Annotated in this window: 22 protein-coding genes; 11 read left to right on the forward strand and 11 right to left on the reverse strand. The window is 35.1% G+C overall.

The genetic code is table 11. From position 1 onward, the window contains the following. Positions 1 to 8 precede the first annotated feature (8 nt). The 7 genes from BBH99_RS02660 to BBH99_RS02690 all read left to right on the forward strand — a co-directional run bounded on the left by BBH99_RS02660 (position 9) and on the right by BBH99_RS02690 (position 8,253). Positions 9 to 971 (forward strand): glycosyltransferase family protein, encoded by a 963-nt coding sequence (locus BBH99_RS02660; protein ID WP_066691567.1) that lies wholly within the window; start codon positions 9 to 11, stop codon positions 969 to 971. Between the two features lie 136 nt (positions 972 to 1,107). Next, a complete protein-coding gene (locus BBH99_RS02665; protein ID WP_066691570.1) occupies positions 1,108 to 2,031 on the forward strand; it encodes a glycosyltransferase family 2 protein in 924 nt (307 codons plus the stop codon). Between the two features lie 47 nt (positions 2,032 to 2,078). Further along, positions 2,079 to 3,875: an asparagine synthase (glutamine-hydrolyzing) gene (asnB, locus tag BBH99_RS02670; protein ID WP_066691573.1), complete on the forward strand. Its 1,797-nt coding sequence runs from the start codon at positions 2,079 to 2,081 to the stop codon at positions 3,873 to 3,875. Positions 3,876 to 3,923: 48 nt separating this feature from the next. Then, positions 3,924 to 4,859: a glycosyltransferase family 2 protein gene (locus BBH99_RS02675; RefSeq protein ID WP_066691724.1), complete on the forward strand. Its 936-nt coding sequence runs from the start codon at positions 3,924 to 3,926 to the stop codon at positions 4,857 to 4,859. 2 nt (positions 4,860 to 4,861) lie between these two features. Beyond that, on the forward strand, positions 4,862 to 5,800 hold the full coding sequence (locus tag BBH99_RS02680; RefSeq protein ID WP_066691734.1) for a glycosyltransferase family 2 protein: 939 nt from the start codon (positions 4,862 to 4,864) through the stop codon (positions 5,798 to 5,800). Between the two features lie 331 nt (positions 5,801 to 6,131). Next, a complete protein-coding gene (locus tag BBH99_RS02685) occupies positions 6,132 to 7,076 on the forward strand; it encodes a glycosyltransferase family 2 protein (RefSeq protein ID WP_066691575.1) in 945 nt (314 codons plus the stop codon). Positions 7,077 to 7,311: 235 nt separating this feature from the next. Continuing rightward, entirely contained in the window at positions 7,312 to 8,253 is a 942-nt protein-coding gene (locus tag BBH99_RS02690; RefSeq protein ID WP_066691577.1) for a glycosyltransferase family 2 protein, read from the forward strand. A 7-nt stretch (positions 8,254 to 8,260) separates the two neighbouring features. Here the strand turns inward: BBH99_RS02690 and BBH99_RS02695 are convergent, their stop codons facing one another. The 9 genes from BBH99_RS02695 to BBH99_RS02730 all read right to left on the reverse strand — a co-directional run bounded on the left by BBH99_RS02695 (position 8,261) and on the right by BBH99_RS02730 (position 17,377). Next, positions 8,261 to 9,178, reverse strand: coding sequence for an SGNH/GDSL hydrolase family protein (locus BBH99_RS02695; RefSeq protein WP_228390727.1), 918 nt, complete (start codon positions 9,176 to 9,178; stop codon positions 8,261 to 8,263). 1 nt (position 9,179) lies between these two features. Next, the gene (locus tag BBH99_RS02700) at positions 9,180 to 10,613 is read right to left on the reverse strand and encodes an MBOAT family O-acyltransferase (protein ID WP_066691580.1); all 1,434 of its coding nucleotides are present in this window, start codon (positions 10,611 to 10,613) and stop codon (positions 9,180 to 9,182) included. 16 nt (positions 10,614 to 10,629) lie between these two features. After that, a complete protein-coding gene (locus BBH99_RS22670; RefSeq protein WP_167367175.1) occupies positions 10,630 to 10,767 on the reverse strand; it encodes a hypothetical protein in 138 nt (45 codons plus the stop codon). Between the two features lie 121 nt (positions 10,768 to 10,888). After that, entirely contained in the window at positions 10,889 to 11,827 is a 939-nt protein-coding gene (locus BBH99_RS02705; RefSeq protein WP_066691584.1) for a hypothetical protein, read from the reverse strand. Positions 11,828 to 11,881: 54 nt separating this feature from the next. Then, on the reverse strand, positions 11,882 to 13,318 hold the full coding sequence (locus BBH99_RS02710) for an MBOAT family O-acyltransferase (protein WP_066691586.1): 1,437 nt from the start codon (positions 13,316 to 13,318) through the stop codon (positions 11,882 to 11,884). A gap of 5 nt (positions 13,319 to 13,323) precedes the next feature. Then, the gene (locus tag BBH99_RS02715; protein ID WP_066691589.1) at positions 13,324 to 13,560 is read right to left on the reverse strand and encodes an acyl carrier protein; all 237 of its coding nucleotides are present in this window, start codon (positions 13,558 to 13,560) and stop codon (positions 13,324 to 13,326) included. 15 nt (positions 13,561 to 13,575) lie between these two features. Further along, a complete protein-coding gene (locus BBH99_RS02720) occupies positions 13,576 to 15,303 on the reverse strand; it encodes an HAD-IIIC family phosphatase (RefSeq protein WP_066691598.1) in 1,728 nt (575 codons plus the stop codon). A 170-nt stretch (positions 15,304 to 15,473) separates the two neighbouring features. After that, on the reverse strand, positions 15,474 to 16,502 hold the full coding sequence (locus tag BBH99_RS02725; RefSeq protein WP_066691600.1) for an acyltransferase family protein: 1,029 nt from the start codon (positions 16,500 to 16,502) through the stop codon (positions 15,474 to 15,476). A 146-nt stretch (positions 16,503 to 16,648) separates the two neighbouring features. Next, entirely contained in the window at positions 16,649 to 17,377 is a 729-nt protein-coding gene (locus BBH99_RS02730; RefSeq protein WP_228390728.1) for a class I SAM-dependent methyltransferase, read from the reverse strand. A 311-nt stretch (positions 17,378 to 17,688) separates the two neighbouring features. Between BBH99_RS02730 and BBH99_RS02735 the strand changes: the two genes are divergently transcribed. Both BBH99_RS02735 and BBH99_RS02740 read left to right on the forward strand, forming a co-directional pair. Next, on the forward strand, positions 17,689 to 18,528 hold the full coding sequence (locus BBH99_RS02735) for a glycosyltransferase family 2 protein (protein WP_066691609.1): 840 nt from the start codon (positions 17,689 to 17,691) through the stop codon (positions 18,526 to 18,528). Then, positions 18,528 to 19,700 carry a glycosyltransferase gene (locus BBH99_RS02740; RefSeq protein WP_066691612.1) on the forward strand — a complete coding sequence of 391 codons (1,173 nt, stop codon included), beginning with the start codon at positions 18,528 to 18,530 and terminating at the stop codon, positions 19,698 to 19,700. The genes BBH99_RS02735 and BBH99_RS02740 overlap by 1 nt, the downstream gene beginning before the upstream one ends. A 17-nt stretch (positions 19,701 to 19,717) precedes the next feature. On the opposite strand, the gene BBH99_RS02745 is transcribed toward BBH99_RS02740, so the two are convergent. Together BBH99_RS02745 and BBH99_RS02750 are read right to left on the reverse strand one after the other, a co-directional pair. Then, positions 19,718 to 19,954 (reverse strand): phosphopantetheine-binding protein, encoded by a 237-nt coding sequence (locus BBH99_RS02745; protein ID WP_066691614.1) that lies wholly within the window; start codon positions 19,952 to 19,954, stop codon positions 19,718 to 19,720. 33 nt (positions 19,955 to 19,987) lie between these two features. Then, complete coding sequence (locus tag BBH99_RS02750) at positions 19,988 to 20,962, reverse strand: 3-oxoacyl-ACP synthase III family protein (protein WP_066691616.1); 975 nt, start codon at positions 20,960 to 20,962, stop codon at positions 19,988 to 19,990. 41 nt (positions 20,963 to 21,003) lie between these two features. Here BBH99_RS02750 and BBH99_RS02755 point away from each other — a divergent pair, with 41 nt between their 5' ends. Next, the gene (locus BBH99_RS02755; RefSeq protein ID WP_066691619.1) at positions 21,004 to 21,567 is read left to right on the forward strand and encodes an acyltransferase; all 564 of its coding nucleotides are present in this window, start codon (positions 21,004 to 21,006) and stop codon (positions 21,565 to 21,567) included. Then, complete coding sequence (locus BBH99_RS02760; RefSeq protein ID WP_066691627.1) at positions 21,568 to 22,719, forward strand: glycosyltransferase; 1,152 nt, start codon at positions 21,568 to 21,570, stop codon at positions 22,717 to 22,719.

Below are 22,719 nucleotides of genomic sequence, written 5' to 3' on the forward strand. Positions count from 1 at the left end.
ATCCCAAGATGAAGATTCTTTTCCATGAGGATGAACTCAATTACAGAGGGACTTCCATAGCAGTATATGATTACGCAGATTTCAATGAGAGATATCTGGGCAATGAATCTATAATTGTATACAATAAAAATTCAAAAACCAACCATCCGTTAGGGATTGAAAAATTTGAAAAAAGATTCCGTGTACATGGCTATTCGGATTTCAGTGAAGTAGATCAGCTTATCCGAGAAGATCATATAGACCTTTTTTATGCCATTAAAAATGGGAATATAGATGGAATAGATACCAAGGAATGTAAATCTGTGATCCATAGTGTTTTTAAACATTTTGAACCGCATGGAGACGTATACGCTTATGTTTCTGAATGGCTGAGCCAGGAAATGACGGGTTCAAAATATCCTTATGTTCCCCACATGGTTAATTTTGACTCTCAAACCCATGAAGATTTAAGAGCAGAACTTACTATTCCTAAGCATGCAAAAGTGTTTGGATATTATGGCGGCCATATCAGCTTTAATATCCTTTTTGCTCAAAAAACGATTGAAAAAATAGCTTCAAAATATAAAGACATCTATTTCATTTTTATGGGAGTAGATCCTTTTATCAAAAAGAAATGGTGGAAATCTGTTCCTTCTAACATTATCTTTCTCCCGCCAAGTTCGGATATCATAATGAAGCAAAAATTCATCAATACCTGTAATGCCTTACTTCATGCCCGCGAAAGAGGAGAAACCTTCGGGATTACCGTAGCAGAATTTGCCATTATGGGAAAACCGGTGATTGCCTTTGCCAATCCTCCGGAAAAAGCCCATATCACTCATTTACAGGACCAGGCTTACTATTATAATGACAGTAAAGAACTGCAAAATATTATCCTGGACGCAGACCTTACTTTATCAGCAAAAGAACTTTATGAAAAATTTCTGCCTCATCCTGTAATGGATACTTTTAAAAAAGTTTTTATTGATTAAAGAATGCTATAAAAGATACATTATCCTCCTCTTTGCCTTTATCAAATAAATCTACTATTTTTTGTATTTTAGAATCACGAATTTGTTATAAGATGATGGGTATTCATGAATCCGGAATAAAATATTAAAATAAAAAATGCCTGATATTCAAATTATTATTGTGACCTACAACGCCATGAAATGGGCAGAAAGATGCTTCACCAGTTTAAGAAAATCTTCTGTCCCGGTACAATGCATTGTAATAGACAACGGGTCTACAGATGGAACTCAGGAATACATACAAACAAATTTCCCGGAAGTGGATTTTACTCAATCTGAATCTAATCTCGGATTTGGAAAAGCCAACAATATAGGCATAGAGAAAGCTTATAAAAACGGAGCTGATTTCTTCTATCTGATGAATCAGGATGCATGGCTGTATGAAAACAGTATGGAAAAAATGCTTGAAGTATATAATAACCATCCCAACAAAGACGAAATCGGTATTATAAGCCCTATTCACATTGATGGATCAGAAAAGTATCTTGATATATTTTTGGATCAGTACATTGCCAAGAATTATGAAAAAACGAGAATGATTTCGGATTTGTATTTTCAGACTTTGAAGCCTTACTATGAAATTCACTTTGTAAATGCAGCTCACTGGCTGTTACCGAAAAAAACAATAGAAACCATAGGAGGATTTAATCCTTATTTTTTTCATTATGGGGAAGATGATGAATATGTTAACAGAGTTCATTTTCATCAAAAGAAAGTACTATTGGTTCCAGGCAGCAAGGTAGTTCATGATGGGGTGCAGCTTCTCCATAAAATAGATTTCACCAAATACGAAGATGTTCGTGTGGAAATCAATACTTTGAATCCTAGCCTCCCCAACGCTTTACAACGGGAAAAGAGATCATTAAAACAAAGTATGCTTAAGAATTTTATAACGGGAAATCTCAACAGATACAAAGAACTGTCTCTGAAGTATAAAAAAATTGCAAGAGATAGTGAGAAATTAAGCAGCCTACGAAGTCAATTGATTCAATCAGGCCCTAGTTTTCTGAATCTGTCGTAAATTAGCTGTACAAAAATTGAAAAATTAATGATGAAAAATAATATATTATGTGTGGAATAGCGGGGATTATAAGCAGTAATGCCAGAAATTACCAGGAAGAGATCCAAAAGATGACGGATGCATTGGTTCACCGCGGGCCGGATTCTTCTCATTATGAATTTTATGAAAATGCCGCACTGGGCCACCGCCGACTTTCCATTATAGATTTGTCTGAGAATGGAAAACAGCCCATGTTCTCTAGCACTAAGAATGAATGTATTGTACTTAATGGTGAAATCTATGGTTATCAGGATATCAAAAGGCAATATGCAGAATATCCTTACCATGGAGGTTCTGATACGGAAGTTATTCTTGCCATGTATCAGAGAAAACAGGAAAACCTCATTCATGATCTTCCGGGAATGTTTGCATTCGCCATCTGGGATGAGCAGAAACAACAGTTATTCTGTGCGAGAGACCGTTTTGGGGAAAAACCTTTTTATTATGCCATTGGAAAGAATAATGAATTCATTTTTGCATCAGAAATCAAAGCCATTTTAGCTTCCGGGCTTATCCAACCTAAAGTAAGTTCCGAGGCTCTCTCCCACTATCTTCAATATGGATATGTAAGTTCTTATCAGAGTATTTACAGCAATATTCATACGCTTCCACCTGCTCATCAACTGATCTGGAAAGATGGAAAATTTACAGTTTCCCGTTATTATAGCTTACCTGCAAAAGACAGAGTGATAAGCCTTTCTGATGCGAAGGAAGAATTTCTGTACCTGTTGAAAAATGCGGTAAAAAAACAACTGATTGCAGATGTAGAAGTAGGAAGTTTCCTGAGTGGAGGATTAGATTCCTCATCTGTTGTGGCTTTAGTAGATGAATTTCTACCTCATCAGACCACCATTAGCTTCGGATACGATCACAAAGATAATGAGTTGAAATACGCAAAGGAAATTGCCGATAAGTATCAGACCAATCATATTGAAGTTCATGAAAAGAAGTCTGACCTTGTTACTTCTTTATTAAAAATATCACCATTTTTCGATGAGCCTTTTGCAGATGCTTCATTTATCCCTCACTATGAGATTTGCAGAGCCGCCAGAAAGAACCTTACAGTTGTATTGTCTGGAGATGTAGGAGATGAATTATTCGGTGGATATCATTTTTATACTGTTGAAAATAAATTAAAAAAACATTTCAGCTATAAAAATATCATAGCACAATTCGGATTAAAATTATATCAGCAAATAAAACCCACTTCATTCCTTAGCAGGAAAAATGGGGAGTTTTCATCTATTATGGATTTCCATCTGAATGATGTAAGAAATGCTTTTAATAAAAAAGAACGTGATCTCCTTGGGGTTTCTTCAGACTATCTGCAAACTTATAGCTTTACCCCTAATCCGGATTCTCTTAACGATATTATGAGAGTAGATCTGGAAAACTATGTTCCTGCCAATATGATGGTAAAATCCGACAGAATGGCCATGGCCAATTCTCTGGAAGTAAGAACTCCATTCCTGGATCTGGACTTTGCAGAATTTTGTATTCAATTACCGGATCAGCTGAAACTGAATGACAGCAATGATAAAATTATCCTTCGTGAAGCAATGGGCTCTTATTGGACTGAAACCATCAGAAAACGCCATAAACAAGGGTTTGGACTTGGAGTTAAAAGTTGGTTTGCGGAAGAAAACCTGATGAATTTTTCAAATGATCTGCTGAAAGACCCGAACCATAAGGTATTTAATTTCATTGATTTTAAAGCTGCTCAGAATTTCCTTGACAAAGATGAAAGACACTGGAATCTTTTACAGCTCGCATTATGGGCTGACAATAACAAAGCCATGTTATAATATAAAACAATTCCGTTGGAAGACAAAGTCTCATTACAATAGATGAAAATGAAAACCTCAGTAATCATTCCCGTATACAATGCAGAAAAATACCTTTCAAAAGCCGTAGAATCTGCTTTACAGCTTGATGAAGTTTATGAGATCGTTTTAGTAGAAGACCAATCACCGGATAATGCACTTCAGGTATGCCGTGAACTGACTCAAAAATACAATAGAGTAAAGCTTTTTCAGCATCCGGACAAGGGAAATCATGGTGCAGGAGCCAGCAGAAACCTGGGAATTGAAAAAGCAACCGGAGAGTTTATTGCATTTCTGGATGCAGACGATTATTATTTACCTAACCGGTTTGAAGCCGAAAAAGAACTTTTCAGGGATCCGAAAGTAGACGGAGTTTTCAATGCTATTGGCACGGAATATTTAACCGAAAAAGGAAAAGAAGAATTTCAATCTAAGTTTAAAGAGATATCTTTGAGTACCGTTAACTATCCGGCAGAGGGCGAAGAAGTCTTTAAAGGACTCTTAAGTTTAACAACTAAAACTTTCGGTACTTCTTTTCATCTTAATTCACTTACCGTAAGAAGAGCTTCATTGGCGGCACATCATCTCCAATTCAATAAAGAACTTCGGGTACATCAGGATTCGGATTTTATCATCAAACTGTCTTATCATTGTCATTTAAAAACAGGCAATATTACAGAAGCTGTTGCCATGAGGGGTATTCATGATGATAACAGAATCACTAAAATTATAAAATACTCTCCCCAATATAACCAAAGGCAGTTTCTTTTATGGAAATCTCTGAACGAATGGGCTATTTCCAATCAGATCCCGCCAGAAGCCAGAAAAAGAATTTATTTGCTCTATAAATCGTTTGATCTTTCGCTAAAGAAAGGCCTCATTAAATACTGTACTATTGTATGGGAAACCCTTAAAAACCCTGAGATATTAAAAACTAAATACCGTTTCACTTACTACAAACGATGAAAATGAAAATCTCTGTAATTATTCCTGTATACAATGCAGAAAAATATGTATCAAAAGCTGTAGAATCTGCCTTACAATTTGATGAAGTTTATGAAGTAATTCTGATAGAGGATCATTCTCCGGACAATGCTCTTCAGGCCTGCCGTGAACTGGTTCAAAAATATGATAAAGTAAAACTTTTCCAGCATCCGGACAAGGGAAATCATGGTGCCGGAGCCAGCAGAAACCTGGGAATTGAAAAGGCAACCGGAGATTTCATTGCATTTCTGGATGCTGATGATTATTTTCTGCCCAACAGATTTACAGCTGAAAAAGAGCTTTTTAAAGATCCAAAAATAGACGGCGTTTTTAATGCTATTGGCACGGAATATCTGACTAAAAAAGGTAAGGAAGAATTTATGTCTAATATTAATGACAGTGAACTTTTAACCGTTAACTATGCAGCAGAAGGGAAAGAAGTATTCAGAGGGCTATTGGGATTTACACCTGAAGCTTTTGGTTCATTCTTCACATTGGATGCCCTTACCGTAAGAAGATACTCTCTTGAATCTAAAAAATTAAGATTTAATGAGGTTCTCCGCCTTCATCAGGATTCAGATTTCATCATTAAACTTTCATACCTTTGTCATCTAAAATCCGGTATTATAGATATTCCTGTAGCAATGCGGGGTATGCATGATGACAACAGAATTACTAAAATAATAAAGTATTCTCCACAGTATAACCAGCGGCAGTTTCTTTTCTGGAATTCCCTTTACGAATGGTCTAATACCTTATCCCTTGAAACAGATATTGCACAACATATTTATCTTCAGAAAAAGGCATTTGAACTTTCTGGAAAGAAAGGTATTTCAAAAAAAATAGGATTGCTGGCTGCTATTTTAAAAAACCCGAATATCCTGAGAACAAAATACAGATTTACTTATTCTCATAAGGCTTGATAATTTATTTTGCATTTTTCTTTTGTGACTATACTTTTAAATGGAAAGACAGTCACTTTTAGCTTTCTTAGTCAAAACCGTTTGTTTTTGTACTTATCTCACCGTTTTGTGGGGAAATTTTCTGAGGAAAATAAGGCTATAGAGTAACCTAGATCATCTCACATTATAAAAAAAACAGCATTGGAATTGCTCTGATTGTACTTCTGTGTTATTTTATAGAAAAAAACGCCCTTCATTTTTAAAAGTAAAATTAAAAGCTTAAATTTCCAATTCAAAATGGTACTAATAAAACGCAATTGTAATTCTAAATTTATTGTAAAAAGGAGAAAAAATGAGGATCTCAGTAGTTATTCCCGTTTATAATGCAGAAAAGTATGTTTCCCAGGCAGTAGAGTCTGTTCTTCAGTTTGATGAAGTACACGAAATTATTCTGGTTGAAGATAAATCCCCTGACAATGCATTGCAGATATGTCAGCAGCTTGCCGAAAAACATGAAAGAGTAAAGCTTTTCCAGCATCCGGACAAGAAGAACCATGGAGCTGGCCCAAGTAGGAATTTGGGAATTGAAAAATCAACCGGTGACTTTGTTGCTTTTTTGGATGCAGACGACTATTTTCTACCCAACAGATTCGATGCTGAAAAAGAGTTATTTAAAGATCCAAAAGTAGAAGGCGTTTACGGAGCTCTTGGAGTGCATTATTATTCCGCAAAAGCAAAAGAACAATATTATCAATTGTTTGGTGACAGACTGACTACAGTTTATAAAAAATATGATCCTAAAGATGTTTTCCCTGGACAGCTCCATATGCTGGGAACTTTTGGGCTCTTCAGTATTGATACTTTAACAATACGTAGGGAAGCTTTAATGAGCAAAGTAAAACCTCTTTTTAAACCTCATTTAAGACTTCATGAAGACACAGAATTTCTGTTTCGCCTTTCTTATTATCTCGATCTTTATCCCGGAATCCTGGATGAAGCTATAGCGATAAGAGGAGTACATGAAGATAACAGAATTACAAAGGTAGACCTCCGCGTCATAGATCCTTCCGTTTCCCGCGCTATACTGTGGAAAGAAGTTGACCTTTGGTCCCAAACTGAAAGCGACATTTCCGAGGAGGTAAAGATTCACATCAAAAGGATGCACAGGAGCTTTGAAATCGCTAAAGCACCTCTGTTGAAAAAGTGGGGAATGATTATTAAATATTTCTTTACCGATTACAAAAGCATAAGGTCCGGTTTATACAATATCAATTTCCGGCATTCATTGATTTCATAAAATAATAACCATAGATTTACAAAACTTAGATTAAAAAACAAAAATCAAAAAACTTTGCAAATTCTTAATTGAAGCCATCCGAAAGCATTTCGTTCGGCAGACTTTTTGAATCAGAATCTTAATAAAAAACACCTCTTTGTTTTTATGTAAAAAAATTAGAGATAAGTCTTTATAATTAACTATCTTGCAACGCTTTTAGCCACAAATGATATAAAAAAGTTAAGTAAACAAAAAAATGAAAATTTCAGTAATTATTCCCGTTTACAATGCCGAAAAATATGTTTCCCAGGCAGTGGAATCTGCTCTGCAGTTTGATGAAGTTTGCGAAGTTATTCTGGTGGAAGATAAATCGCCGGATCATGCATTAGAGGTATGTAAACAGCTTGCCAAAAAACATGAAAGAGTAAAACTTTATCAGCATCCGGATAAAGAGAATCATGGTGCAGGCCCAACAAGAAATTTGGGAATAGAAAAGTCCAGCGGAGATTTCATTGCATTCCTGGATGCGGATGATTATTTTCTTCCTAACAGATTTGATGCTGAAAAAGAGCTTTTCAAAAACCCTGAAGTAGAAGGCGTATATGGAGCCCTTGGGGTACACTATTATACTGAAAAAGCAAAAGAACAATATTATTCTTTATTCGGAGACCGGTTAACCACCGTTTATAAAAGACATGAACCCAAAGATGTTTTTCCGGGGCAAATCTATATGCTTGGAAGTTTCGGGCTCTTCAGTATTGATGCTTTAACGATTCGTAGGGACTCTTTGATGCAAAAAATGGATTCCTTATTTAAATCCAGTCTAAGGCTGCATCAGGATACGGAATTTTTATTCAGGCTTTCTTATTATCTTAATCTTTACCCTGGAATTTTAGATAAAGCTATTGCAGTAAGAGGTGTACATGAAGACAACAGAATTACATTGGTTGATTCAAAAAAGGTGAATCCGGCAACTACCCGTGTCCTGTTATGGAAAGAAGTGAATACCTGGGCTGAAAATGAGACTACTCTTTCTGAACATATAAAGCTTCATATCAAAAGAATGTATCGCAGTTTTCAGATTGCCAATGCTCCTAGTTCAAAAAAATGGGGAATGATCCTGAAATATTTTCTAACAGACTATAAAAGCATCCGGTCTGGAATTTATAACATTAACTTTAGGAATAATCTGTTCTGATCTTATTTTATTTTCCTCTATTTGCAATAATAGAATCCGCTATCTGAGAAGAAATTCTTTTACTTGATTCCTTATATAAATGATTGCCGTCTGTATAATCATATTCAGCATAATTTCCTGAGAAATCAAAAAATTTCACATTCTGTTTCCTTGCTATATCTCTTAGCAGTTTGTTAAAATGAGGATATTTGTTATTCTCTATGGCACTAAGACTTTTTGATGTAGGAAGGCGTACGAGATAGACTTTGCCTTTTGTCCTTAAGTAATTAATCATTTCATTAATGGCTTTAAGACGCTCTGGTGACAGCTCTACTGTATTGGCTAAGTCTTTGTAAAACTGTTCCTTTTTATGGGTTCTCACCGCAACAGAATCTTTATGCATATTGATTGTTACTTCCAGCCATCCATCATCATGCAGGAAAGTATTGGACCTTCCGGCTTCTTCCCTTTCGGTATAAATTTTAAACCAACTTCTTGTATAATGCTTCAAAAGATATTCATAATTAGGAGACCTGTCATAAAAGTACATATCATTCAACGGAGAATGTTCTTCCGGAAAATCTTTTTCTTTTTTTATTAGTTTATTTAATGATAGGTTCCATGGGCTTACCGTCAATATAAAAATTCCATTTTTAGTTTCCTGATCTAATTTTCTTTTAAGGGCTTTAAAATAAACCTGTCCATAGGGTGATTCTACGATATTCAAAGAAAAATTATCAAAATCCACAGAAAGTTTGTTTTTCAAAATTCCGGGAACCACTCCCTGAGAGCCACGGGAATCTCCCAGTATCATATTCTTTGGCTTTTTAACCGCAAAATGCATATAGTTATCATCCGTATTACCATCTGCATAAGATCCAAGGATGGCCAGCACTATAAGCACTGCTACAAAATAAGGGACTATTTTAATTAAAAACTTCTTCATGCTAAAACTGAAAATAAATAAATTCATTATTCCCGAAGTTGGCATAACGGAGAATGATATACATAACAACCCAATAGACAATACGTCTTATCCAAGGCTGGAATCTTTTAATTTCCAATCCGTGGAATCTTTCTCGGTTAATCCATTCTACGGTCATCATAAACCCAATCAGGGCCAATACTTTTACCGGTAATGTATGCGGAATAGAAAGCAGTTCACGGCTAAAAATTCTACCGATATAGTGAATGGCCTGAGTTACAGATTCAGCTCTGAAAAAAATCCATGCAACGCAGGTAATCACAAAAGTTATCAGAATTTGTAAGCATTCCCTAAAGGATGGCAGAAACTTCCCCTGCCCCGCTACTTCCATATTCTGGCGGTTTTTATTCATGATGAGCAAAGGCATAAAATACAACGCATTAAGGCCTCCCCAAACTATAAACGTCCAATTCGCGCCATGCCAGAACCCAGACACCAGGAAAATAATAAATGTATTTCTTATTTTCATAGAAAGCCCACCTTTACTTCCTCCCAACGGAATGTACAGATAATCTCTGAACCATGAAGAAAGCGAAATATGCCATCTTCTCCAGAATTCTGCAATATCCCTGGAGAAATAAGGAAATGCAAAGTTTTTCAGTAATTCTATTCCGAACAATCTTGAAACCCCTAATGCAATATCTGAATATCCGGAGAAATCTCCATAGATCTGAAAAGCAAACAATACAGCCCCTAACACAAGATTTCCGGGACTTTCTGTTTGATAGTTGTTAAATATTTCATTCACCAGCGGTGCACAGTTATCAGCAATAACCATTTTTTTGAAAAATCCCCAAAGAATTTGTCTCATTCCATCCACCGCCTGCTCATAATTGAATACCCTTTCCCGTTGAATCTGAGGAAGAAGATGAGTTGCTCTTTCTATGGGACCAGCAACAAGAAGCGGAAAATAACTTACAAAGACAGCATAGTCTGTAAAGCTTCTCTCCGCTTTTATTCTTTTCTTATAGACGTCTATCACATAAGACAGTCCATGGAATGTATAAAACGAAATTCCCACCGGAAGTATAACATTAAGCAGCCAGACATTTACTTTGAATCCAAAGCCACTAAGAAGGTCTGCAAAACTATCAACAAAGAAATTATAATATTTAAAGAAACCAAGAAAGCCAAGATTGATGACAATGCTCAGAGTAAGCCAGAATTTAGCTTCCCGGTTCGTCTTACTGTTCTCTATTTTAATTCCTGATACATAATCAAGACCAATGGAAAACATCAGTAAAAAAAGAAATCTCCAATCCCAACAGGCATAAAAATAGAAACTGGCTAGCAACAGCAACCTGTTCTGTTCCTGAAATTTCCTGTTGAAAACAAACCAATAGAGACAAAATACTATTGGTAAAAAAATAAGAAATCCTATTGAATTGAATAACATCGGCTGATTTTAGAAGTTAACGGTTATTATACTCCCCGTGAGCCTTTATTACTTCTGCTTCAATATGGTATATCTTATAAACCAGCATAGATACAGCCTTTTTTCCTGAGAAAATTCCTGCCATTTTTAGTGGAATATTTATTATTTCATTCATTAGGAGTACTTTGGATTACATATTCTTTTTCTTATTTTGATTTTCATGAATATTCCAGAAAATAAAAATAAATGATTTAAGCTAATAAATTTACAATTCTTTTAGCCAAACCTATATATGATCAATGTGTTAAAATATCTTTGGCTACTACTGCTGAAAATGCTTCAACTGATTTTTCATCCAGATGAACCTCATCCAGCCATTGATACTGATTATCCATTTCATTGTAATTGATATAGGAAACTTTTGTTTTAGAGGCAACATGCTTCATGCGGCGATCAAAATCCGGGAATGCGTTATTTTCTATTGAGTAAGGCTCTTTATTAACGGGCATTCTTACAATAATTACTTTCCCATGTTTACTCAAAAACTCAATTGTTTTTTCAAGATACAGAATCCTGTTTTCAGATGCCTTCAGTCCATTTACTCTTTCCTGAAGCAGCCTCATATTTTTCTTGTTGGACATCTTCAGTTTTTCCGGAGCTGTTTTTTTTATAATTTTCAGATAATATCTTCCGTTGTCTAAAATAACAGGAACTCCAACTATGTTTTTAGGAGGTATTATTTTTTTATTCAGTTCATGGGTAATGGAAGGTTCATAACTTTCCAGCAGATATTCAATATTGGGGTTGACAGCAACCCTTGAAGTTTTGGCAACACTCTTATCATTTTCAATATAAAACTCCGGATTGTCCGGTTTGTTTTTATCTACCATTAAAGCTGTAGGTTCAACGGTAACAATAAAAACACCATCCTTAGTTTCAGGTTTAATTTTTTTCTCAATAGATTCCAGATATTTGGGCCCATAAGGAGAATGTGCCCAGGTAAAGGAATAGTTATACAAACGTATATTGGGAAATTTGGGATGTAAAATACTGTCAATAATAGCAGGCTCCATCAACGCAGCTCTGGAGCTCCCCAGTATAAAAGAATTCTGCTGGGGAGAGGTAAACCTTCTATAAAAATCATCTGAATTTTTTGCTAAAAAATAGACAGCGTATCCTACTACCAATAAAGGCAGTATAGAAAACAGTATCAATTTTAAAAGTGATTTTTTCATAATTCAAATTCTGCTTGTTCTTACAGAGTTCTTTCTATTATTTCTGATAGTAGGCTAAAACATGGCATATATAAATCCTTTAGGAGCAATATAAAACAGGAAAACCAGAAACACCAGCACATAATAAAAACCCCATCGTAAAACGATATTTTTCTCTACAAGAATTTCTTTAATAGCATATTCTTTATCCCTATTCCCCCACTCCAGTAATATCATAAATAAACTGACAGCTATGATTTCTTTCTGAATAGGAAAATTAGGTAACTGGAAAAATGACAATGAGAAGATTCCCTGATAATATTTCGTAGCCATTTCCATATCTTTTGAAAAGAAAAGGACCATCAATAAAGTGAAAAGAATAAATGTTACGGGGATATTTTTCATTTCCTCCTTTGTTGGAATGAAGTTGTTAGACGTTTTTATCTTCTTATTCATTTTCCCGCTCAAAATCAATGGAATAAACATAATCCCACTTACCAGGCCATGTACAATATAATGCCATTCGGCACCATGCCAGAATCCTACAACCAGGAAATTAATGATGATGGCCATTATCAATCCATATTTATCATAATCTCTGAAGTGAATAGATAAAGGGGTAAAAACATATTCTGTTAGCCAGGAGGTTAAAGAAATATGCCATCTTCTCCAATAATCGGCAACATTCTGTGCAAACAACGGATAATTAAAGTTAGGCTGAATTTTAATCCCCAGCAGCTTAGAAATCCCAATAGCCATATCTGTATATCCTGAGAAGTCTGAATATAACTGGATAAAATACAATACAGCCCCTGCCAATAAAGCACTTCCGTTTAAGGTATGATAGGAGTCAAAGAGCTGAGAGGTAATTCCGGCAATATTATCTGCTACCACCAGTTTTTTGAAAAGCCCCCATAAAATCTGCTTCAAACCATCTGTAAACTGAGGGGAAGAAAATTCTCTTTTTATTTTCAGGTTTTTCAAAAATGGAGTTGCCCTGTCAATAGGTCCGGCAATAATACATGGGAAAAAGGCAATAAAGACGGCATAATCCAGTAAAGATGGAATTTCCTTCAGCTTATTATTCCTGATATCCAATAAGTAACTTATCATTCTGAATGAATAGAAGCTTATTCCTATCGGGAAAATAATCTTCAGCAATCCCAATTGATCTTTAACTCCGAAAAGATTCAGGAAATCATTAAAGTTCTCAATGAAAAAATTAAAATACTTAAAATACAGAAGCTGAACCAGGACCATAAAAACTCCTGATCTCAGCCACAACACTTTAGCTTTCTCCTTTTCGGCAGATTTTATTTTGTTTCCTACAAAATAGGTAACCCCTGTAGTAACAATAAGTAGTGATAAAAATTCCCAACTCCAGCTGCTGTAAAAGACATAGCTTCCTATGAGCAGAATTATATTTTGAATCTTCGAGGTTTTTCCGCAGAGATAATAAATAAAATAAAGCGCAATAAAGAAAAATATAAAGCTGTAGGAATTAAGAAGCATACAACTTATTTTGAAGTTATAGAGTCTATCATTTCCCCTACATCATTCCAGCTTCTGATTTCCGATGAAGTAAAACGTATTCCAAATCCTTTCTCTACCGCTACAATTAATTGAATATGAGAAAGAGAATCCCATTCTTCAATATCTTCCGCTGTAGTTTCACGGGTGAGTACAATTTCATCATTATCCAGTTCTTCACGAAAAATACCAGTTAGTTTACTTAGAGTTTCATCATTATTCATAATGTTTCAATGTGTTTATAGTTTGTTATTAATATATACGTTTTTATTTTTATAATCATCTACTGCCAATATCCACTTTTCATCCTGCCTGATAAATCCAAGCTTTTCATAGTGATCTGCAACCATTTGATTTTTAGTTGTAGGAATGTATTCTCCTACTATATATTTATATCCGTTATTTCTGGCAGTATCTACAATGGTATTCAGGGTGAAATCTTCCATTCCTCTTTTCAGGACACGACAGCTCATCAGCCATGTATCAATGAAAAGAGTTTCAGGATCCTTTTTTTCCATAACAATAACACAGATGAGCCCATTATCACCATATTTATCTTCTAAAGTAAAGGACATGGTAATATGATTATCTGAGTGTATTAAATGGTCTACATCCTGCTCACTATATCTTATTGTTCTAAGATTAAACTGATTGGAACGCTGCGTTAACTGAGATACCCTCGGCTTTGAAAAATTGTTGAAAGACTGAACATCAGAAACCATATTCATGCTTTCAAGAAAATCTTCCACATTTGTAAAACTTTCCAGGGCAATGGCACGCTGTGCTTCAACCTGATATTGTTTGGTTCTTTCTGTATCATTCTCAGAAAAGCTGGCCGTTTCAAAAAGATTCAGGCTATATAAATATTCCAGATATTCGGCAGGATCTTCTGGAAGCTCTGGAACACAAACTTCCGGAAGATTTTCTCTTACGAGATTTCTTTCAAACGGATTATCATCTAGGAAAACCATAGAATCAAACCCTATATTTAAAATCTGCTGGATCTTTCTGATATTATCTGCTTTATTCTCCCAATTGGCTACAAATACCGCTATATCTTCCAGTTTAAGAACCATATCCGGATGTTTTTCAAAAGGCTCTTTGGCTTTATCTTCATCATTCTTACTGCAAACAGCCAGAATGATCCCTCTTTTTTGCAGAGCTTTTACCCAATATTGAAACTCTGTAAATGCTTTTCCAATTCCCAGGCTTCCAATTTGAATCTTTTCAAGGCCATCGTCACCAATAATTCCTCCCCATGTTGTATTATCCAGATCCAGAATTAGGCATTTCTTAAATTTCCCCTCCAAAGAAGAAATAATACTTACCATATGATGAGCAATAATAGGAAGCGCATCTAAAGAAAGAACCATTTCCGTATTGATATAAATATTGGGAGAAAACATAAAGTCCCGCCCCCATTTATTCTGAATGGAAACTAAATCAGCAATAAAAAAATTATCATTCTTAATGGCTAATTCTGCTGAGAGCAGGTAGTTCAGCTTATTTTGCTGAAAAACAAAGGAAGATTCTACTTTATTTGAGAAATTTCCAAAAACCTGATTGTTGATACCCGGAAAATTGCAATAAATCACTCTGCTTTTAGTCCTGCTTTGGATTGTATGATAAAGCTCAGCAATATAACTGATCTTATTGTCAGCAAAAACAGACTGCGAGTTATACGATTTATAATATTGCCCCAGCAGTTTGTGGGAGGATTCAAAAATAATGGTATAATCTGCATTAAACTCATAATATTCTGAAGAAGGATCCAGGATCTGGCGGGATATCTGCCCAAAATCCGCTTCGAAGATCTCCAGATGTATTCCCTCAGAAACAGCAGTTCCTTTTAAAGCAATATTTAAAAACTGGGTTGCAGTATCGCCTAGTAAGGCAACTTTTACAGTCTTTAATCCTTTAGATTCTTTACGAAGTTCTTTTTTAAGCTCCGAAAATGTTTTATACATAAATATTCTTTTTTATTAAAACATCAATGTATACTTTCCTAGTGCTGACTGCACTTTTTTATTGTTTTTTCTGCTGATGGGTTGTAATATCAGATTTTCATCTGAAATATAGGTATCGGGAACTTTTCTCATTTTATAATTGTGTTGTTTGGTTACAAAAGTAAAAATTTTTATTTGATCTTCACCCTTTTCAGATAATCTCTTAATGGCTTCTCAATAAATTGATAAAACAGAATACAGGTGATGATAAGAACTACGATATAAATCCCAAATACAATATCAATGGAAAAATTATAATTCCCCCATTTTAAAACCTCTCTCAGAATGTAGAGAACAGGAATATGGGTAATATATACTGCATAGCTGGCCTCCCCTAAATATTCCAGAGGTTTCCATGAAAATATCCTCGTTATTGCTCCATTATTCCTGGATATTAAAATAATGATAGGGATAAAGAGCAATGCCATCAAGCCATTATGATAGAACAGCGGAAGAAAAATCAAGGACAACAGCAAGAGTCCGAAAATAATAACTACCGGTACATCATAATTCTTCTGACCTGAGTTTTTCATAAAATATAATCCTGCAAGATTTCCCACCAGGAATTCATTGATATGCATCAGTGGAAAATAGTACAGCAGCTCATGACTTTCCGTATGAGGCCCCTTATAATAAAATGAATCTGAATATAGACTACAAAATACCTGCGTTACAATCCAGATCAAAACAGTTATTACCCAAATACTTTTATTTCCTTTAGAATAAAGATAATTATACAGCAAAGGAAACAACAGGTAAAAAAGAAACTCTACAGAAATAGACCAACCTGGAAAATTCAGAATCATAGCCTCACCCGGAATCCAGCTCTGAAGCCCAAACAGATACAAAAATCCTTTATAGATACTGAAGTTGGAGTATCTGGTTACCAAATACAGCAAAAGCCCCAGTACATACAAGGGATAAATCCTTGCAAACCTGTTTTTATAATATTCAAAATACTCAATTTTATCTTTTTTGTGATAAGCCACAATCATAATAAAACCTGAAAGAATGAAGAAGTAGCTCACTCCTACATTGGCATTCAGAAATATTTTTGAGATATAATCAATTTTATATAAAAACAGATCTTTATTGAAATGGGAGATGACAATGGCCATAGCCGCAAGAAATCTGGTAAATGTAATCTGACTTATTTTCATAAAAACCGTGTAAACAGCTGTTTAATAAATTTATACACCATTTTTTATCCAGAAATCTTTATCTTACTAGGGTTCACAGTATTTCTTATCAAATAAATTAATAAAAGGGATCAATATCTTTTTATTGGAAATAGCTCCGTTTAAAATTATTTAATAAAAACACCGATGTATTTTCCTTCATATTCTACTACAGTGGTCTCTATATTATTTTTTTCACAGAAATCCTGATATGAAGAATTATCACCAATATCATCACTGATGAAAACTCCTCCCTTTTTCAAATGCTTGTAAAGCTCCTCATATGCCCATGTCCTTCCGTTATAGCTCTTATCAGAATCATAGTGAAGAACATCGAATACAGCATTTTCAGCAAAGATTTTTGGTAATGACTCCCTGTCTGCAAAGCGGAATAGCTTCCAATGGTTTTTAAGCGTTTCGGGAACCACATATCCTACATACTGATCTCCATCCTGAGCCAGATAAGGCATATCTGAACTGTATAGTGTCCCGTTTCTTTTTACCAATGATAAAAGGGAAGCCAATGAAGACCATCCGTAAGCGACTCCTGTTTCCACAACATACTGAGCATTAGCAAACTCACAGGCATAGTAAATCAGTTCCAAAGCACCGGGACCTCCCATTTTCACGGGACATTGCTTTTCTCTCTGAGCAGCATTCGCTAAAATTTCCTGATAATCTTTACGAAAAGTATCTATTTCAAGCCCAAAAAGCTTTGAAACGGCTTCTTTCTGTGATACTGCCCTTTCGGCTGCCCAGGAATTTGTTTTTTCTTTTCCTTTAAAAGCATTTCCTCTGTTAACGGTATTTTTAATAATTTTCCGGCCCAATTCCGGATAAAGATCGGGTCTTTTCAAATACCCGATAAATGTTTTGAGAACTCTTGTTATTTCACCCACTGTGTTGTCTTTATGTAAAGCAAAAATAAAGTTTTTTTTTCATTTATATAAAAACAGGTTATATTTGTGTAACTCAAGTGAAAAAAAAGCATTACCCTATCCCTATTATGAAAAATGCCAGTTTATCATCCGGATTTCATTTTTCAATGAACAAATTTCTTTCAGTCTATTTTCTGGAATATTCATCTGTGGCAACTGATAAAAATATCAAGTCCGTTAATCATTATAGTTTTACAGAAATTAATTGTCAATACTCTTTATAAATCAAGATGAAGTTTTCCATACTTATTGCTCATTACAACAACGCTGCATTGTTTAGAGATTGCTTCGGTTCTCTACTGAAACAAACTCATACTGACTGGGAAGCAGTTATTGTAGATGACGCTTCTTCAGAAGATGAAAAAGAGCTGGTAAAAACCATTATTGCTGGAGATAAAAGATTCAGATTTTTTGAAAATGAAAAGAATTCTGGCGTAGGAGTTACCAAAAGCAGACTTATAGAATTAGCTACAGGGGAAATTTGTGGTTTTGTTGACCCAGATGATGCTATACTTCCCACAGCTATTGAAAAGGCTATTCAGGTTTTTAAAGACAAAAAGAAAGTGGTGCTCACCTATTCCCGCTTTATGGGGTGTGACCAGGATCTAAAGCCTATTGCCCCGTTTAAATCTGCAATGCAGGTAAGGAACGGCGATCCTTATTTCTTCAATTATCCTAATCAGATCAATCATTTTGTCACATTCAGAAAGGATGTTTATGAACAGACCGAAAAAATGAATCCGGAACTAAGAATTGCGGAGGATCAGGATTTGTATTTAAAAATGTATGAAAAAGGGGACGTTTATTTTATAGATGACACCAATTATCTTTACAGGGCTCATTCGGGAGGTATTTCCCAGAATAATAACAAAGGTAAATCTTATGATTACTTTGCTCAGGTTGTTTTAGCAACTATGAAAAGACGAAACCTTACCAGCATCAACGGAAAAAAAATCCCGGAAAAATATACCAATCACCAGGAGATTTTTGCTCTTTTGGAGTATCAGCATGGAATTTGGTACAGAATTAAAAAAAATATAGCCATCACTTTACAAAAACTATTCAGATAATGTCAGAAAATAAGAAAATAAAGGTTCTTTTCAGACACCGCTCTATGGAAATGGGAGGGGTGGAAAAAGTGGTATTGAGCATGCTCAACAATCTTAATCCTGATAAATTTGAATTAACCATATGCCTCAACATGAACCAGGGGGAACTTCGGGACGAAATCCCCAATCATGTCAAAAAGGTTTATTTTACTGAAGGCAAAGAGAATTTTTCTAAAAATCCTTTCATCAATAAACTTCAGCTTGCCCGCAGAAGACTTAAACTGATGCGAATATTAAAAAATCCCAGAATTGCTGACCGCATCTTAGGGAATAAAAAATTTGATATAGAGATTTCTCCTTCTTATGCTACCTTCTCAGCCGTCAATAATTCAAGCAATAAACATTCAAAAAAAGTAGGCTGGTTTCACTCTGAAATCAATTTACCAGCCCTACAGCCTGCCGTTCCTGAGATCATCAGCAACTTTCAAAAGTTTGATCATATGATTTACTGTTCGCAAAGGATCAAAGAAATGATGCATCTTTATTATCCGGACTTAAAATATCCCGCAGAAAGTGTAGTCATCAATGCTATTCCTATTGAAGAAATTAAGAAAAAGGCAGAAGAAAAATTAAACGATTTCCCTGAGGGACCAGTCTTTGTTTCCGTAGGCAGGCTTCATCACAGAAAAGGTTACCACAAACTTATTGATGCTCATAAGAGATTAATAGACGAAGGCTTCCACCACACCATTTTAATTCTTGGAAATGGCGAAGAAATGGAAAACCTGAAAGAACAGATCAATACCAATAATGTTCAGGACACATTTATTTTATGTGGTAATAAAATGAACCCTTATCCTTACATTAAAAATGCAGATTATTTTATTCTTCCTTCCGAATCTGAAGCATGGCCACTCGTAATTGCAGAAGCACTGATCCTTCAAAAACCGATTATTGCAACAGATACCGGCGATGTAGGAATTATGATTAAAGACCGCGAAACGGGATACTTGATTAAGTATGAAACCAACGAAATGTATGAAGCGATGAAAAAGTTCCTTTCTGATCCGGAGTTGATTGCCAGAATCAGAAAGAACCTTCTTACCATTGAAGATCAGTTTGATAATCAGAAGATCTTCAATACCGTTGAACACATCCTTGAAGATCTCTATCAGCAAAAACGAAGTAAATGATGATTATATAACCATCATTAATCATCTTCAAAATTTTCTAACCCAATAATATTCATCAGATCGGAAACCGTTTCCATATTTTTAAACTGGTCCGGATCAAGCTGCTGATTAAAATTTTCGTCTACAAAAGCTATGACGGAGAGTAAGCTTATAGAATCATAGTTTTCCAGATCCTTTAGCCTAGTGTTTCGGTGCAATGCTTGTTTTTCTTCTAATTCTTCTTGTAGTTTTTCTAAAAAAACGGAAGTTTTCATATATTTTAAATTTTGTGATTGATGATTTAAAAATTAAAAGTCTATTATGGTTGCTCCCCAGGAATATCCTACCCCAAAACCAGCCAGTAAAATCCTATTTCCTTTTTGCAACAAACCTTTATCCATCATATTTTTCAGGGCAATCGGAATGGTTGCAGAGACGGTATTTCCTGTTGTTTCCATATCAATATAGAATTTTTCGGTGGGAATTTTTGTTTTACGTCTCAGATAATTCAGCATAAAAGAATTTGCCTGGTGAAAAACAAAATAATCAATATCATCCATGGTAAGGCTATTTTCCTCCATGGTTTCTTTAATTAATCCTGGGATCTTTTCTATGGTAAAATTAAAAATTTCAGGACCGTTCATATAAAGATTCTCAGGGCCAAACTCATGATTTGGATTTAAGGTAAAATCTGTCCTGAAGCCTCCTTTTTTTACCATCAGATTCTCAGCTCCACTGCCATCAGTTCCAAGACAAAATTTATAATCCTCTACATCTGAATCTTTCTCAACAATTACGGAGGCTGAAGCATCTCCAAATAAGCAGCGGTTTCCTTTATCTTTGGGATGAATGTGTTTGGTATATGTTTCTGAAGTAATTAACAAAATACTGCTGCCAATTCCTGAAGCAATTAATCCTTTAGCAAAGGCCAGCCCATACACAAACCCGGAACATCCTAAATTGAAATCTACAGCACCTATATTTTTTCTCAGCCCAAGCTTATCCTGTAAGATACAAGCCGTAGTGGGCAGAAAATAGTCCGGACTTTGAGTGCAGAAAAGAATAAAATCTATTGTATTCCTGTCATATTCCTCAAAAATCTTTTCTGATGATTGAATAGCCAGATCCAACACTGTCTCATTTTCTGAAGAAATATGACGCTGCACGATCCCCACTTTTTCCCGGATTCTTTCAGAACTCCATTCCGGAAATTCCTTTTCCAAATCCCTATTTGTGAGAATCAATTCAGGCAAATAATATTCTATTTTAGAAATTCTTATCATATAAATTCTTTTCTTTGTATGAGAAAAACAAATTTAGAATAATGATATTTATATATCGTATCATATTAAAAATTCATACCACTTATCAATACCTTATCAAGAGGATCTATCTCAAAATTTGTATTGCTAAAGGATTAAAGGTAGGAAAAAATGTTCGTTTTGTAGAAGTTCCCGAATTAGGTACGGAACCTTTTTTAATTGAAATAGGTGACGAAACAACACTTTCTAATAATGTTAGATTCATTAATCATGATGGCGGCTACAATGCCTTACATTTTTTTGAAAAATATAAGGATGTAAGAGCATTCGGGCGCATAAAAATTGGAAAACAGTGCTTTATTGGCGCAGATACCATCATCATGCTAGGTTCAGAAATAGGCGATAACTGTGTATTGGGAGCAGGTTCCATTTTAACTTCCTCTATGCCGAACGGAACGGTGTATGCCGGGGTTCCTGCAAAGTTTATCTGTACTATTGAAGAATATGGGGACAAAGCATTAAAAAACAACGTCATGTATCCCCGGGAACTGGAAGCAGACAGGCCTAAACTGGAAGCTTATGTAAAAGAACATCTCCCTCATACTTATAAACCTATAAAAAAATAAATGTCTGAAAAAAAGAAAATTCTCATTAGAATCGGTTCCCTTCGCCATGGCGGTGCAGAAAAAGTTCTGGTTAACTTTCTTAAAAACCTTCCCAAAGATAAATATGAAGTTGATTTATTGATTAACCTCTATACAGGAATGTACATCCAGGAAGTTCCGTCTTGGGTAAAACTCCATTATCTCCTGAAAGGAGAAATGATTACCACCAATAAGCCTCATGAAATTCCGGTGAAGGCATTCAGGGTGTTGTATCAGAAAATGTTCCTGATGTTCCCTTCCCTTCTCTATAAATTTATATTAAAAAATAAAAAATACGATGTAGAAATAGCGGCTATCCATGGGATGTACAAAGAGATACTATCCAGTCCGCAAAAAGATTCTAAAAAAATCGTATGGGTTCAGAATGATATCTTTAATCTGAAAGAATATACACCTGAAGTAATCAGGCAGTTTTTCAAATTCGACAGAATTCTGGTTATTTCCAACAAGCTTAAAGAGGAAATGCAGAAGCTGGCCCGTAATGAAAAAGAGAAACAGGCCGTTGTTAAGATTTTCAACCCCATAGACTCTCAGGATACACTCCAGAAAGCAGAGGCTAAGATTGATGACTACCCTTTTTCCAAAGATTTACCAACCTTTGTAACTATTGGCACCGTATATCCTCAGAAAGGTTACGACAGGCTTTTGGATGTTCATAAGAAATTAATGGATGAAGGATTAAAACATCAGATCATCATTATTGGTGATGGTTTTGATTTTGACAATATACAGGCAAAGCTTAATCAATTGGGACTTCAGGATACAGTAAAGATGCTTGGTTTCAGAAGTAACCCTTATCCTTATCTTAAAAACTCGGACTTTTATATAATGTCATCCAGACATGAAGGATTCCCTACCATTATTGCAGAAGCTCTTATTCTTAATAAACCAGTAGTTTCCACAGATGTTTCAGGAATAAAAGACCTGCTTCAGGATGGCAAACTGGGTCTTATTACCCCTAATTCTGAAGAAGGAATTTATGAAGGAATGAAACAATTCTTAACGAACAGTGAGCTTTCCAAACAATATGAAAAGGCAATAACAGAAACGGACCTTCCGTTTGTGCTTGAAAAATCGGTAGCGCATCTTCAGGAAATTATTGATCATGTATAA

The organism is Chryseobacterium contaminans (genome assembly GCF_001684955.1).
GTDB lineage: Bacteria > Bacteroidota > Bacteroidia > Flavobacteriales > Weeksellaceae > Chryseobacterium > Chryseobacterium contaminans.

What these genes read in the sequence shown, in the direction of transcription:
- BBH99_RS02660 (WP_066691567.1), top strand. Translation starts at nt 9, where the DNA reads ATGAAGATTCTTTTCCATGAGGATGAACTCAATTACAGAGGGACTTCC.
- BBH99_RS02665 (WP_066691570.1), top strand. Translation starts at nt 1,108, where the DNA reads ATGCCTGATATTCAAATTATTATTGTGACCTACAACGCCATGAAATGG.
- asnB (WP_066691573.1), top strand. Translation starts at nt 2,079, where the DNA reads ATGTGTGGAATAGCGGGGATTATAAGCAGTAATGCCAGAAATTACCAG.
- BBH99_RS02675 (WP_066691724.1), top strand. Translation starts at nt 3,924, where the DNA reads ATGAAAACCTCAGTAATCATTCCCGTATACAATGCAGAAAAATACCTT.
- BBH99_RS02680 (WP_066691734.1), top strand. Translation starts at nt 4,862, where the DNA reads ATGAAAATCTCTGTAATTATTCCTGTATACAATGCAGAAAAATATGTA.
- BBH99_RS02685 (WP_066691575.1), top strand. Translation starts at nt 6,132, where the DNA reads ATGAGGATCTCAGTAGTTATTCCCGTTTATAATGCAGAAAAGTATGTT.
- BBH99_RS02690 (WP_066691577.1), top strand. Translation starts at nt 7,312, where the DNA reads ATGAAAATTTCAGTAATTATTCCCGTTTACAATGCCGAAAAATATGTT.
- BBH99_RS02695 (WP_228390727.1), bottom strand. Translation starts at nt 9,178, where the DNA reads ATGAAGAAGTTTTTAATTAAAATAGTCCCTTATTTTGTAGCAGTGCTT.
- BBH99_RS02700 (WP_066691580.1), bottom strand. Translation starts at nt 10,613, where the DNA reads ATGTTATTCAATTCAATAGGATTTCTTATTTTTTTACCAATAGTATTT.
- BBH99_RS22670 (WP_167367175.1), bottom strand. Translation starts at nt 10,767, where the DNA reads ATGAATGAAATAATAAATATTCCACTAAAAATGGCAGGAATTTTCTCA.
- BBH99_RS02705 (WP_066691584.1), bottom strand. Translation starts at nt 11,827, where the DNA reads ATGAAAAAATCACTTTTAAAATTGATACTGTTTTCTATACTGCCTTTA.
- BBH99_RS02710 (WP_066691586.1), bottom strand. Translation starts at nt 13,318, where the DNA reads ATGCTTCTTAATTCCTACAGCTTTATATTTTTCTTTATTGCGCTTTAT.
- BBH99_RS02715 (WP_066691589.1), bottom strand. Translation starts at nt 13,560, where the DNA reads ATGAATAATGATGAAACTCTAAGTAAACTAACTGGTATTTTTCGTGAA.
- BBH99_RS02720 (WP_066691598.1), bottom strand. Translation starts at nt 15,303, where the DNA reads ATGTATAAAACATTTTCGGAGCTTAAAAAAGAACTTCGTAAAGAATCT.
- BBH99_RS02725 (WP_066691600.1), bottom strand. Translation starts at nt 16,502, where the DNA reads ATGAAAATAAGTCAGATTACATTTACCAGATTTCTTGCGGCTATGGCC.
- BBH99_RS02735 (WP_066691609.1), top strand. Translation starts at nt 17,689, where the DNA reads ATGAAGTTTTCCATACTTATTGCTCATTACAACAACGCTGCATTGTTT.
- BBH99_RS02740 (WP_066691612.1), top strand. Translation starts at nt 18,528, where the DNA reads ATGTCAGAAAATAAGAAAATAAAGGTTCTTTTCAGACACCGCTCTATG.
- BBH99_RS02745 (WP_066691614.1), bottom strand. Translation starts at nt 19,954, where the DNA reads ATGAAAACTTCCGTTTTTTTAGAAAAACTACAAGAAGAATTAGAAGAA.
- BBH99_RS02750 (WP_066691616.1), bottom strand. Translation starts at nt 20,962, where the DNA reads ATGATAAGAATTTCTAAAATAGAATATTATTTGCCTGAATTGATTCTC.
- BBH99_RS02755 (WP_066691619.1), top strand. Translation starts at nt 21,004, where the DNA reads ATGATATTTATATATCGTATCATATTAAAAATTCATACCACTTATCAA.
- BBH99_RS02760 (WP_066691627.1), top strand. Translation starts at nt 21,568, where the DNA reads ATGTCTGAAAAAAAGAAAATTCTCATTAGAATCGGTTCCCTTCGCCAT.